Below are 12,784 nucleotides of genomic sequence, written 5' to 3' on the forward strand. Positions count from 1 at the left end.
AAGACATGCTTACAAGCAGATGTTCTTGCGGGGCTTCACTTATTTCACCAATAATTACCGTTTATCCTTATTCAAAAAGCTTGCGCAAATTTTGATCATAAGGAGCTTGCACAATGCCTTTTTCGGTAATAATCGCTGTTACATACTCATGAGGTGTAACGTCAAAGGCAGGGTTGTAAACTTTAATGTCTTTAGGCGCAGTCCGCTTGCCGAAGCCTTCTGTAATTTCCTCGTCATTGCGCTCCTCGATTGGAATTTCCGCTCCTGTCGGAGTTTCCAGATCAATGGTGGACATTGGACATGCAACATAAAAAGGTATGCCATGAGCTTTGGCCAGAACAGCTACGCTGTACGTGCCAATTTTGTTGGCTACGTCGCCATTGGCCGCTACACGGTCCGTACCGACGATAACCGCATCAACCCAGCCTTTGGACATGACCATGCCAGCCATATTGTCGCAAATCAATGTAACGTCAACGCCAGCTTGCTGCAGCTCAAACGCTGTCAGTCTTGCACCCTGCAGTACCGGACGCGTCTCGTCAGCGTAAACGCGAAGTGTAATGCCTTGCTCCAGCGCCAAATAAAAAGGCGCCAGCGCAGTGCCGTATTTGGCGGTTGCCAATCCGCCTGCGTTGCAGTGGGTAAGCACTCCCATGCCGTCCTTGAACAGCGAAAGGGCATGCTCTCCGATCGAACGGTTCGTCTCTTCATCTTCCTTATGAATGGCGATTGCTTCTTGTTCCAGCTTATCCTTGGCCTGTTCAAGTGCAACACCTTGTTCAGCAAAAGATTTGGCCGCAGCTTTCATGCGATCCAGCGCCCAGAACAGATTAACCGCAGTTGGACGCGACGTTGCAAGATATTCGGCCTCGCGAATGACGGACTCCAGCCACTCTTCGAGTGTGGCAGCATTGCGGCTGCCGAAAACGACGCCATAAGCCGCCGCGATTCCAATCGCAGGCGCTCCCCTTACTTTAAGATGACGAATCGCTTCCCATACCTCCACAGGCGTGGTAAGCGGCAAATAAACGATATCTTCAGGCAGCAGACGCTGATCTAACAGTTGTAAATGATCACTTTTCCAGATGAGTGATTGTAAAGCTTCTTGCTTTTGTGACATATTTCATAATCTTCCTTTCTAAATATCAATAAGACGACAAACGTGTCGGAATTATATTTATTAGTATAAAGGATAGGACTGTTGTTTGTACATGGAATAGCTTAGCCAGCTGCATTTGAATGATGCAAAATTCGCTTGTATTCGTCAAGGGGATACAGCAAAAGGGATAGCTCCATTGATAATTATTCTAAACTATATTAGAATGATTATTGAGAATCAGTGAGAATCACCCGACTATCAATTCTTAGAGGATCAAATATTTCATGATTAACTCTGGAATTTGAATAATACCAACCATGGAGGGATCAGTATATTATGGCAACGCATTTTGTCATCGATGGGCTAAAAGCTGAAATCGAAGGAAAAGAAATTTTGAAGGGCATTAACCTTGAAATAAAAGGTGGAGAAATTCACGCGATCATGGGCCCTAACGGAACTGGTAAAAGTACGCTGGCTTCCGCATTGATGGGACACCCAAAATACGAAGTAACGGCTGGAACTGCTTTGCTGAACGGCGAAGATGTACTGGAGATGGGCGTTGACGAGCGCGCGCTTGCAGGCATGTTCCTTGCTATGCAGTATCCAAGTGAAATTTCGGGCGTTACGAACTCTGATTTCTTGCGCAGCGCTATTAACGCTCGCCGCGGTGAAGGAAATGAAATTTCCTTGATCAAATTTATCCGCCAGCTTGAAGGTGAAATGAAGGGCCTTGAAATGAACCCTGAATTTGCGCATCGCTATTTGAACGAAGGCTTCTCCGGAGGCGAGAAGAAACGCAACGAAATCTTGCAAATGAAAATGCTTGATCCAAAAATCGCAATTTTGGATGAAATCGACTCCGGTCTTGATATCGATGCGCTTCGTATCGTAGCAAGCGGCGTGAACGAAATGCGCTCTGAGGATCGCGGCTTCCTTATTATTACGCACTACCAGCGTTTGCTTGACTACATTACTCCTGACTTTGTTCACGTAATGATGCAAGGCCGCATCGTTAAATCCGGCGGTCCTGAGCTTGCTCATCGTCTTGAAAAGGACGGCTACGACTGGGTGAAGGAAGAGCTTGGGATTGTAGATGAGACAGTAGGTAAAGAATAAATCGGAGAAGGAGGCAATTCGAATGAGTACACAACTATCTGCTCCGATTAATCGCCAATCGGCAGAGGCGCTGGCTCGCGGCAATAAGGAGCCGGACTGGCTGGTACAACTGCGCGGAGACGCGGCTGAGCTTATCAGCACGCTTGCTTGGCCAAAGCCGGAGAAGATGAATATAGAGCGTTGGGAGCTGTCTGCAGTTGGCAGCTATCAAACATCTGAGGCTGTTTCTGCTGTTTCTGCTTTGCCAGAGCAAATTCGCGGCATGATTTCGGAGAAAAATAAAAATGTTATCGTTCAGCGCAATTCCACCAATGTATTTAAGGAATTGTCAGCTGACCTTGCCAATAAGGGTGTAATTTTTACGGATTTGGAAACTGCAGTGAAGGAGCATGGCGATCTTGTGAAGCCATATTTGTTCCAAGCAGTTGCCAAGGATGAGAATAAATTTACAGCATTGCAGGCTGCAACCTGGAACGGCGGCGTATTCCTATACGTGCCACGCAATGTTGAAGTAGAGGTGCCGCTTCAAGCGGTGCTATATAACGATAACGCCGAAGCTGCATTTGCCCCTCATATTATTGTAGTGGCAGAAGCGAACAGCCGTGTAACTTATGTTGACACTGTTTTGTCAGAAGGTGCGGCAAACGAGTCGGCATTCGTACACCCGTCTATCGTTGAAATTTATGCGAAACCAGGCTCGCTTGTCCGTTTCTCATCCATTCGTTCCATGGGAGCTGCCGGTGTAGATCTAAGCTATCGCCGTGCAATCGCAGAAGACGACGCGCGCGTAGAATGGATAATCGGTGATTTGAATGACGGCAACACTTTGTCGGAGACCAAAACGATTATGAAAGGCCGCGGATCGACTTCTGATACGAAAGTGATCAGCATCGGGAAAGATTCGCAGAAGATGAGCATTACAGCTCATGCCGTACATTTCGGAAAACATTCCGACAGCAATATGATTATCAGAGCCGTTATGAAGGATTCCGCTTCAGCGATTATTAACGGCATCACCAAAATTGAACATGGCGCTACAAAAGCGAACGGCGTTCAAACAGAGCGTGTGCTTATGCTAAGCCCGAAAGCCCGCGGAGACGCCAATCCGATTCTGCTTATTGATGAGGATGACGTTACTGCAGGCCATGCGGCAAGCGCAGGCCAGGTAAATCCTGAGCAGGTATACTACCTCATGTCTCGCGGTATTTCCAAACAGCAGGCTGAGAAGCTTATCATTAACGGCTTCCTTGCTCCAGAAGTAGCCGAGATCGCTGTAGAAGCAGTTCGTCAGCAGCTTGTGCGCTTGCTCGAAAGGAAGCTAGAAAGATGAACATAAATGCGATACGGGAACAATTTCCGATATTGCATCAAGAGGTAAACGGGCACCCGCTCGTCTACTTGGATAGCGCGGCGTCTTCTCAGAAGCCGCGTTCCGTCATTGATGCGGTTAGACGATACTACGAGCAGGATCATGCGAACGTTCATCGCGGCGTTCATACCCTAGGTTCTCGAGCGACTGACGCTTATGAAGGGGCGCGAGCGAAGGTAGCTGCTTTTCTAAATGCGAGCGAGCCAGAGGAAATTATTTTTACTCGCGGCACGACAACGGCGCTTAATTTGGTTGCTTCCAGCTATGCCAGGGCAAACTGTAAGGAAGGCGATGAGATCGTGCTCACGGCAGTCGAGCACCATAGCAATCTAATTCCATGGCAGCAGGCCGCGAAAGCAACCGGTGCAGTGCTTAAATATATTCCGCTTCAGCCAGACGGCACGTTCACGCTGGAGGATGCAGAACAAACGATTACAGATCGCACCAAAGTTGTTGCGATTGCATATATGTCCAACGTGCTTGGCACGATTAATCCGATAAAAAAATTAGCGGAAATGGCACATCGCAAAGGTGCGGTAATTGTAGTTGACGGCGCGCAAAGCTCCCCACATATGAGGGTGGATGTCAGAGAGCTTGATGTTGATTTTTATGCTTTATCCGGGCATAAAATGTGCGGGCCTACCGGCATAGGCGCTTTGTACGGCAAAAAATCATTGCTTTCAAACATGGAGCCGATTGAATTCGGCGGCGAAATGATCGACTTTGTCGATCTGTATGAATCAACCTGGAAGGATATTCCTTACCGCTTTGAAGGCGGAACGCCTATAATAGCAGGAGCTGTCGGTCTTGGAGCAGCTGTTGATTTTCTTGAAAGCATTGGTCTGGACGAAATTGATCGGCATGTTACAAAATTAGCTCAATATGCTTATGATAAGCTATCTGCAATAGATGGCCTTGAAATCTATGGACCGAAACAAAATCGAGTGGGGCTTGTTACGTTTAATCTGGACGATGTTCATCCCCATGACGTAGCGACTGTGCTTGATTCCAAAGGTATTGCAATTCGAGCTGGACATCATTGCTGCCAGCCGTTAATGCGATTTTTCAATGTTTCCTCCACTGCGAGAGCAAGCTTTTATTTGTACAATACCGAAGAGGAGATTGATCGGTTAGCCGACGCTTTAATTCAAACAAAGGAGTTCTTCGGTCATGCAATTGGATGATTTATATCGCAGAGTTATAATGGACCATTACAAAAACCCACGGAATCGCGGCGAAATGAATGAAGAGGTCGTCACGATTAATCTGAATAATCCTACATGCGGCGATAGAATTTCTCTTCAGCTGCAAGTAGAGGACGGAATCGTAACAAATGCGAAGTTTACTGGCGAGGGCTGCTCGATCAGTATGAGCTCTGCATCGATGATGACAGAAGCGATCAAGGGCAGGTCCTGCGAGCAAGCATTGGACATGGCTAACCGCTTCTCATCCTTGATGAAAGGCGAAGCTGTAGAGTTCGAGGAAAACGAAGATCTTGAAGCTTTGTCTGGCGTTAATAAATTTCCTGCAAGAATTAAATGCGCGACACTGGCATGGAATGCACTTCGCAAAGGAATCGAAGAGAAGGGCTAGCAGGGATAATCCGCTAATCGTTCGGCCAGGTAGTTACTATAAAAGAGGAGTGTGATTCAAATGGCAAAGACAATGCCGGAAATGGAAGAGTACAAGTATGGTTTCCGCGATGAGCATAAATCTATTTTCCAATCAGGAAAAGGCTTGACGGAAGAAATCGTACGTACAATTTCCGAAATGAAAAATGAGCCTGAGTGGATGCTTGAGTTCCGTTTGAAATCATTGGAGCAGTTCAACAAAATGCCGATGCCGCGTTGGGGCGGCGACCTTGACGGGCTTGATTTTGATGACATTCAATATTATGTAAAGCCATCTGAGAAGCAAGGGAAAACGTGGGAAGAAGTTCCTTCAGAAATTAAAGAAACCTTCGATAAGCTGGGAATTCCGGAAGCGGAGCAAAAGTTCCTTGCAGGGGTATCCGCCCAGTACGAATCTGAGGTTGTATATCACAGCATGCAGGAGGATTTGGAGAAGCAAGGGGTTATCTTTACAGATACAGATACTGCCCTTCGCGAGCATCCTGAACTGCTTAAAGAATATTTTGGTACAATTATTCCTCCAAACGACAATAAATTTGCAGCGCTTAATAGCGCGGTTTGGTCCGGCGGCAGCTTTATTTACGTACCAAAAGGTGTTAAGTGCGAAATTCCTCTTCAAGCTTATTTCCGTATTAACTCGGAAAATATGGGTCAATTTGAACGTACGCTTATTATTGCGGATGAGGACAGCTCTGTTCACTACGTAGAGGGTTGTACTGCTCCAGTGTACAGCACGAACTCGCTTCATAGCGCTGTTGTTGAAATTTTGTGCAAAAAGAACGCTCGCGTTCGTTACACAACGATTCAGAACTGGGCGCCTAACATTTATAACCTTGTTACGAAGCGTGCTGTTGCCGATGAGAATGCAACGATGGAATGGATCGATGGCAACATCGGCTCCAAGCTGACGATGAAATATCCAGCGGTTGTATTGCGGGGACGCGGTGCAAAAGGTATGGTTCTGTCGATTGCGGTTGCGGGCAAAGGCCAGCACCAGGATTCCGGTGCCAAAATGACGCATCTAGCGCCAGATACAAGCTCTACAATTGTATCCAAGTCGATCAGTAAGCATGGCGGTAAAGTAACTTATCGCGGCCTAGCATCCTTCGGACGCAATTCCGATGGCGCGAAGTCTAACGTGAAGTGCGATACGCTAATTCTTGACAATGAATCTACTTCTGATACAATTCCGTATAACGAAATCTTCAACGATAACATTACACTAGAGCATGAAGCGACAGTGTCCAATGTATCCGAGGATCAATTGTTCTATCTGATGAGCCGCGGCCTAAGTGAAGACGAGGCTACTCAGATGATCGTAATGGGCTTTATCGAGCCGTTTACAAAAGAATTGCCAATGGAATATGCCGTTGAGATGAATCGTCTTATCAAGTTCGAGATGGAAGGCTCTATCGGTTAACAAATAATTCCTGCCAAGTAATATGCTGCATAATCCGTGGTTGAACTCGGACATAGCATAGAGCTTGGCAGGTTTTTTTAAATATAAGAAAGTATAAGTTTTTGTAACCTTATATCTGTTCTTATATTTCATCGGCAAACGCGCCTGTCCAAAGAACGGCGGGGATTGTTCGATCACATTACATAGTTGAAAACCTGGCTGACGGCCTGCTCGCCAACATCCTCCCATTTGGTTTTGTTAGCAATTTGCCCGTCTGTATCGAGCGGGTCCTGGAATTGATTTAAGCCGACAGCACTTGCAAGTGAATTGGCATCTGTGTCTAGCCCTATATTAACAACATGTTTTACGACATATGGCGTTTGGAACATAATATAGGCATCCGGGTTATCCAGTTCTCCTTCCAAAACAGTGAAAGGCAATCTCAAATAAATAGTTTCCCCGGCTTCCCTCCATAAAATAGAATCAAAAAAGCCTTGTTTATAATCCCAATTTCCGCCCAAGCAATAGCCGTGCTTTTCAAGATCGCTTTGAATATTGCCAAAGTAAGCCCGTTTGCCCTCAAGGCCAGTTTGCAGTTTAATCATGCGAAAACCTCCATATCATCGAAATGGTTAGATATGAGGTATTTTCTCCTGAATCAGGCAAATCATACTGAACGGAATAAATAATGCATTTGCGTTTGCGCTAGGTTAGAATTTGTTCAGAATGGTGACAGTCATCCAATCAAAGGCTTCATGCTTGTCATATATATAGGTGAAGGCTATGTAACGCTGTTTCATCTAAAACAAGCATTACGCGAAAGGGAGCTGATTAGGATGAGTACAGAAAGCTATGCAGGTACGCCTCAGCTGATCATAGATCCTGGCCATGGCGGGACGGACAGCGGGGCTGTTGGCAATGGCATCACTGAGAAGAAACTTACCTTGGATATATCGTTATATCAATACAAACGATTCCAGGAGCTGGGGATAAGGGTCGCTCTGACAAGAAACAGCGACACGACGCTTGATCCCAGTCCAAGAACAACCAAGGTGAAAAATAGCGGCGCCAAGCATTGTCTCTCAAATCATATTAATGCAGCATCCGCATCAACCGCATTGGGAGCCGAAATAATTCACAGCATTCATTCCAATGGAAGATGGGCGAAGCTTATTGCTGAGCAGCTTAAAAATGCCGGTCAGGTTTTAAGGCCGACGCCGACTTATTCCAAGGCGCAGTCCAATGGTCAGGATTATTTTTATATGCAACGTTTAACGGGTTCTGTTGAAACAGTAATTACTGAATATGGGTTTTTAACGAATAAAGAAGATGCAGTGAGATTGCAAAAAAATTGGGAAAGCTATGCGGAAGCAGCGGTAAAAGCTTATTGCTTATACGTCAGCCATCCATATACGCCTCCTGGAACTAAGCCTGGAGAAACGGGGGAGCCTGGTCAGCCTGAAGGACCAGGCAAACCGGAAGAACCAGTAGAGCCGGAAAATCCAGGCGAAACGATTGAAGGATTTGAGGACATTGCTGGCCACTGGGCTCAGGATAGCATTGTGAAGGCAATCAGAAGCGGATTAATGAATGGCGTAAGCACAACCCGCTTTGCTCCTGATCAGCCGCTTACTAGAGCACAAATAGCGGTCATATTGGATCGGGCAGGATTAAGCGGCAACGATTAAATAAAAAACAGGCCGATAGGGACGGTGTGTCTCTTCGGCCTGTTTGTTCTCTTTTACTATGAAAGCGATTAAAATTATAGGTACACGTGAACAATTTCGTATTGGCGTTCTAACGTCAGATCAATAAATTCATCGTCTATTCTGACAAGCGGTCTGAAAAATTCAGTAGGATGAGTCATTACAATAATACCGTACTTATCATTGTTGAGCTTTACTTTTTTGCCGATAAAATTAGGTATCATATGGCGGATAAACATATGTGTTGTCGTCGGATCAAGCTCCTCGAAGCTTAGCCGATGCAGCTCTCTGAGTACGAAGAGCAGATCTCGTTCCTTTTGGTATACCCTTGCCGAGATCATGGCGCTGTAAATGTCGACAACAGCGATGATTTTGGCGATGGGATGAATGGCCTCTCCCTTTAGTCCATGGGGGTATCCGCTGCCATTTACCCGCTCGTGATGCTGCAAAGCGCCAAGTGCGATAATAGAGTCTGGCATTGAGTTGTTAATAATCTCGTAGCCGTAAATCGTGTGCAGCTTAACGTTTTCGAATTCTTCAGCCGTCAGCTTATCCGGCCTGTTAAGTATTTCGTAGTCGATTTTGCTCTTGCCAATGTCATGCAAAAAACCAGCCTTACCGATAAGGGAGGCGTCCTGAGGTGAGTAGCCCATCCAGGTAGCAAGATAATAGGAAAGCATGCCAACCTGTACGGAGTGCTGATATGTATAGTTATCGGTAGTATTGAGCAGCAGCAGCATAGAAACGACATCGCGTTCAAGCTGCAAATTATTTAATAGCGGATCGATGGCTTTGGAAACCTCGTCATCATCAATCTTGCCTTCATTTAAAGCCTTCTCAAAAAATGTTTCAATACTGCGGATAGTATGTTCATAGATTGGCTTTACATTTGGAAGCCATTTTGGACTGACAGTTGATTCGAGAGTACGGCTTGCATTTGGTACAGCAGCTCGGTCTTCGATTTCCACAAAATCAATTTGATGCTGCAGCAATCGCGAGATTTCTTGTTTGTTCAGGGTTGTACCTTTTGAAAGCACGTGTAAGCCATAATGGTTAAACACATCGTTCTTAAGCTTATCTCCATCAATTAAGTCCGTAATATGTACTCTCATTAAGACACCTCAGTCAACATTAATGAATATGCGCTATTTTAAGCTTATAAACATAATGGTAACAAGCATTTGATAGGATGGCAATAAGAGGAATTGAAAAATAAGACATAATACCTAAATTTTCAGCAAAATAAGACCTTGATTTTAATTTAATAAGTTAATTAGACTGCACTGTTAAAATGTTCTTGAGTATATTTGTCGGAAGATGCGTTTTCAATGAAAGTGTGTCATAGCTATGCAAGCGAGGCTCGTTTGTATACAAGCACAGACAACAATATTATAATAAATGAGTATAATGAACGTTTGTCATGCGTATTTACGTAAAACGGATTGGATATATATAACTAGTGGACAATAGTACATATATAAGTAGAGCTATAGGCAATGTTGAAGCTGCAGCAATAAGGAGGCGTACTTTCTTTGAACGATAAAGCAGATGCAAAAATTGTACTATATCATAGCAATGATATTCATAGCCGTTTGGAAAATGCCGCCAGGATTGCATCAGCAATAGCACAGGAAAGACGTCTGCTTGGAAGCGAACGGGTGCTTGCTGTCGATTGCGGCGATCATATGGATCGGATGAGGCAGGAAACCGAGGGAAGCGATGGCGGGGTCAATGTCGCCCTATTGAATGAAGCAGGGTATGAGGCTGCAACGATTGGCAATAATGAAGGACTTACCTTTTCCAGAGATACGCTGCATGATACTTATTACAACAAGACCAAATTTCCAATTATATGTGCAAATATGCTTCAAATAGAAGATGGCATACAGCCGGAATGGCTGCAGAAGCAGCTTATTATTCAAAAAAACGGGTTGAAAATTGGACTGACCGCAGCAACAGCTAATTATTCCGAAGTATATGCGCTGCTGGGCTGGAAAACGACAGAGCCGCTGGAAGCGATCAGGGAACAGGTGGAGTTGCTTCGGCCTTATGCCGATATCGTCATTGTCATATCTCATCTCGGCTTGCCGCTGGATAAAAAAATGGCGGAAGAAATTCATGGCATTGATCTTATTTTAGGCGCGCATACACATCATCTGTTGGAGGAAGCGCTCGTTATGAATGAGACAACCATTTGTGCTGCGGGCAAATTTGGCGATTATGTTGGCCGTGTTGCGATAAGCTGGGACAGCAGCGCCAGGAAGCCGATGTTCGAGGCAAGCTGTGTTCCTACCAGCGCATTCGAAGAGAAGGAGACAGCCGCAGAAATAATTGAACAATATAAAGCAGATGCAAGAAAGACGCTGAGCAGAACGATTATCCATTTGGATGAAGCGCTCGGCGCACGACTGGAGCGGGAGTCCGAGCTGCCAAATTTGCTTGCAATAGGGCTGAAGAATTGGACTGATGCGGAGATTGGTCTAGTAAATACAGGACAGCTGCTGGGCGGGTTAGCTATAGGAGAAGTAACGGCGGGCGAACTGCATGCGCTTTGTCCGTCGCCTATTAATCCTTGCCTTGCTGTGCTGGAAGGCAAGGATCTGCGTACTGCGCTGGAGCAGGCCTTGCAGGAGGAGTTTATATATAAGCCGATTAAAGGCTTTGGCTTTCGCGGAGAACGTCTTGGAACGCTTGCGGTGGCGGGAATTCATATCCTATATGATGCAAGCCGTGCACCCGGCAGCCAAATTGTGCAGATCGACATTAACGGCGAGCCTTTGCAGGAATCGCGCTGCTATAAAGTAGGCACAATCGACATGTTCAGCTTTAGGGTAGGCTATGAGACGATTGCCAACGCTGCTTCCTTTCAGTTTTTTATGCCGGAGTTTATCCGTAATGTGATTGAAAAAGAGCTAGGCTGCCCGCAGTCGCTGCGCAGCTGTAAGAAGCAGCATTGGACAGCTGCTTCACATTATAATAATTGATAAGTTAAACTTTTTGTGATGCGGCAAAAAGAAAGAATTTAGTGGAGAAATGTCGAATTTTATAGAAAAAGGTTGCGAATTTTTCTTTTTTCACGTACATTTAAGCATAACAAGACAGTTCGTTTATGTGTTCTATTTTTCTGTTTTTCATAGCTGCGGCAAGCTTGAGGCTTGACCGGTTATGGAGGGAGACATCATGAGAATCATCATAATGGAGACTAGTGGGAAGGACCGATCGTATGCGCTTGCTGCCGATTTCAAAGTGTGTGCCTGGTATGAAGCTGGCAAAAAAAATATTTTCAGAGGAAGGCATTGTATTGCTTGGCGAGAACATGGAGCTGAATAGCAGACTGATTACACGCCTAGAGCAATGCGGAATTCAGTATGTATATATTGAAGATCCCCGAACTGATGATATACAGTTGCCAACACTTATAAGCGAGGATACGTTTAGAGTAGCAATAAAGGAAATTCGCACTAATTTTCGAAGTATGATGGATCGTCCAAAGCAGAGAAAAGGCGTTACATATCCTTATATTGCTCAGCCCTTCAAAGAAATGATGAGCATGATTATAGATGACCTTTCCAACCACAAGGATGCTATGATTATGCTGATGGATATGGGCTCTGTAGATCATTATTTATTCCAGCATTCACTCAACGTATGTGTATATACGACGTTGTTAGGCCTGTCGAGCGGATATGACCGGGAAAAGACAATGACGCTTGGCATGGGAGCGTTATTGCATGATATCGGCAAGACGCAGATTACGACGAATGTGCTGAAAAAGCCCGATCAGCTGACAGCTGAAGAGTATGAAATTATGAAGCAGCATACGAGCATTGGTTTCGAGCTGCTCAAGGACGAGCCGAATTTGCCGCTAATCGTTGCGCATTGCGCATTTCAGCATCATGAGCGGCTTGACGGAAGCGGTTATCCAAGAGGCATTAAGGGAAATGAAATACATGAATTTGCCAAGTGGATCGGTATTGTCGATTCGTATGATGCGATGACGACCAATCGTGTGTATCGAGCTCCTATGCTGCCGCATCTTGCTGTAGAAAGCTTGTATGCAGGTTCAGGCACATTATATGAGCAGCGCATGCTCCAGCAATTCCGCGATAAGGTAGCCATTTATCCAGTCGGTATAACCGTACATTTGCAGACGGGTGAAACCGGCGTAGTCGTTGATTTAAATCATTCATATCCTCATCGGCCAATCGTAAGAGTACTTTACAACGAGGCTGGCGAAGCGCTCAAATCTCCCTATGAAATTGATTTGTCCAAGCAGCTGACGGTTATGATTGACTCTGTTAATGATCACAAGCCAGATGTATCGATGGTGTCAGGTATATAGAAAGGAGCCGCGAGGCTCTTTTTTAAAAAATTCCAAACTTGATCGCATAGGACGCCGCCAGGCGTTTTTCTTATTGTTCAGATTCTATGAGCTTATCATTTTCATATATATATAATAAGGCT

Annotated in this window: 11 protein-coding genes; 8 read left to right on the forward strand and 3 right to left on the reverse strand. The window is 45.2% G+C overall.

The window, feature by feature from the left end; all coding sequences use genetic code 11:
• Positions 1-67: 67 nt before the first annotated feature.
• Entirely contained in the window at positions 68-1,120 is a 1,053-nt protein-coding gene (gene mtnA / locus V1L65_RS21730) for an S-methyl-5-thioribose-1-phosphate isomerase (RefSeq protein WP_331701352.1), read from the reverse strand.
• Positions 1,121-1,435: 315 nt separating this feature from the next.
• Between mtnA and sufC the strand changes: the two genes are divergently transcribed.
• The 5 genes from sufC to sufB are packed head-to-tail and all read left to right on the forward strand — an operon-like array spanning position 1,436 to position 6,635.
• Entirely contained in the window at positions 1,436-2,215 is a 780-nt protein-coding gene (gene sufC, locus V1L65_RS21735) for a Fe-S cluster assembly ATPase SufC (RefSeq protein ID WP_331701353.1), read from the forward strand.
• A 22-nt stretch (positions 2,216-2,237) separates the two neighbouring features.
• Entirely contained in the window at positions 2,238-3,545 is a 1,308-nt protein-coding gene (sufD, locus tag V1L65_RS21740) for a Fe-S cluster assembly protein SufD (RefSeq protein ID WP_331701354.1), read from the forward strand.
• Positions 3,542-4,768 (forward strand): cysteine desulfurase, encoded by a 1,227-nt coding sequence (locus V1L65_RS21745; RefSeq protein WP_331701355.1) that lies wholly within the window; start codon positions 3,542-3,544, stop codon positions 4,766-4,768. The genes sufD and V1L65_RS21745 overlap by 4 nt, the downstream gene beginning before the upstream one ends.
• Positions 4,755-5,177 carry a Fe-S cluster assembly sulfur transfer protein SufU gene (gene sufU, locus V1L65_RS21750; protein ID WP_331701356.1) on the forward strand — a complete coding sequence of 141 codons (423 nt, stop codon included), beginning with the start codon at positions 4,755-4,757 and terminating at the stop codon, positions 5,175-5,177. Before V1L65_RS21745 ends, sufU begins: the two co-directional genes overlap by 14 nt.
• A gap of 60 nt (positions 5,178-5,237) precedes the next feature.
• Complete coding sequence (sufB, locus tag V1L65_RS21755) at positions 5,238-6,635, forward strand: Fe-S cluster assembly protein SufB (protein WP_331701357.1); 1,398 nt, start codon at positions 5,238-5,240, stop codon at positions 6,633-6,635.
• Positions 6,636-6,808: 173 nt separating this feature from the next.
• On the opposite strand, the gene V1L65_RS21760 is transcribed toward sufB, so the two are convergent.
• Complete coding sequence (locus tag V1L65_RS21760; protein WP_331701358.1) at positions 6,809-7,219, reverse strand: YugN family protein; 411 nt, start codon at positions 7,217-7,219, stop codon at positions 6,809-6,811.
• Positions 7,220-7,450: 231 nt separating this feature from the next.
• Here V1L65_RS21760 and V1L65_RS21765 point away from each other — a divergent pair, with 231 nt between their 5' ends.
• A complete protein-coding gene (locus V1L65_RS21765; protein ID WP_331701359.1) occupies positions 7,451-8,302 on the forward strand; it encodes an N-acetylmuramoyl-L-alanine amidase in 852 nt (283 codons plus the stop codon).
• A 74-nt stretch (positions 8,303-8,376) separates the two neighbouring features.
• Here V1L65_RS21765 and V1L65_RS21770 read toward each other — a convergent pair whose 3' ends face one another.
• A complete protein-coding gene (locus V1L65_RS21770) occupies positions 8,377-9,432 on the reverse strand; it encodes an HD-GYP domain-containing protein (RefSeq protein ID WP_331701360.1) in 1,056 nt (351 codons plus the stop codon).
• A 420-nt stretch (positions 9,433-9,852) separates the two neighbouring features.
• On the opposite strand from V1L65_RS21770, the gene V1L65_RS21775 reads away from it, so the two are divergent.
• On the forward strand, positions 9,853-11,304 hold the full coding sequence (locus tag V1L65_RS21775) for a bifunctional metallophosphatase/5'-nucleotidase (protein WP_331701361.1): 1,452 nt from the start codon (positions 9,853-9,855) through the stop codon (positions 11,302-11,304).
• A 239-nt stretch (positions 11,305-11,543) separates the two neighbouring features.
• Positions 11,544-12,662, forward strand: a complete 1,119-nt coding sequence (locus V1L65_RS21780; protein WP_331701390.1) for an HD-GYP domain-containing protein — start codon at positions 11,544-11,546, stop codon at positions 12,660-12,662.
• The last annotated feature ends 122 nt before the right edge of the window (positions 12,663-12,784 follow it).

This window comes from Paenibacillus sp. IITD108, from assembly GCF_036541265.1.
Taxonomy (GTDB): domain Bacteria; phylum Bacillota; class Bacilli; order Paenibacillales; family Paenibacillaceae; genus Pristimantibacillus.

Bases quoted from the DNA above. Each gene is read 5' to 3' on its own strand.
- V1L65_RS21745 (WP_331701355.1), top strand. From the start codon at position 3,542: ATGAACATAAATGCGATACGGGAACAATTTCCGATATTGCATCAAGAG.
- sufD (WP_331701354.1), top strand. From the start codon at position 2,238: ATGAGTACACAACTATCTGCTCCGATTAATCGCCAATCGGCAGAGGCG.
- sufU (WP_331701356.1), top strand. From the start codon at position 4,755: ATGCAATTGGATGATTTATATCGCAGAGTTATAATGGACCATTACAAA.
- sufC (WP_331701353.1), top strand. From the start codon at position 1,436: ATGGCAACGCATTTTGTCATCGATGGGCTAAAAGCTGAAATCGAAGGA.
- V1L65_RS21770 (WP_331701360.1), bottom strand. From the start codon at position 9,432: ATGAGAGTACATATTACGGACTTAATTGATGGAGATAAGCTTAAGAAC.
- V1L65_RS21760 (WP_331701358.1), bottom strand. From the start codon at position 7,219: ATGATTAAACTGCAAACTGGCCTTGAGGGCAAACGGGCTTACTTTGGC.
- V1L65_RS21765 (WP_331701359.1), top strand. From the start codon at position 7,451: ATGAGTACAGAAAGCTATGCAGGTACGCCTCAGCTGATCATAGATCCT.
- mtnA (WP_331701352.1), bottom strand. From the start codon at position 1,120: ATGTCACAAAAGCAAGAAGCTTTACAATCACTCATCTGGAAAAGTGAT.
- V1L65_RS21780 (WP_331701390.1), top strand. From the start codon at position 11,544: ATGCGCTTGCTGCCGATTTCAAAGTGTGTGCCTGGTATGAAGCTGGCA.
- sufB (WP_331701357.1), top strand. From the start codon at position 5,238: ATGGCAAAGACAATGCCGGAAATGGAAGAGTACAAGTATGGTTTCCGC.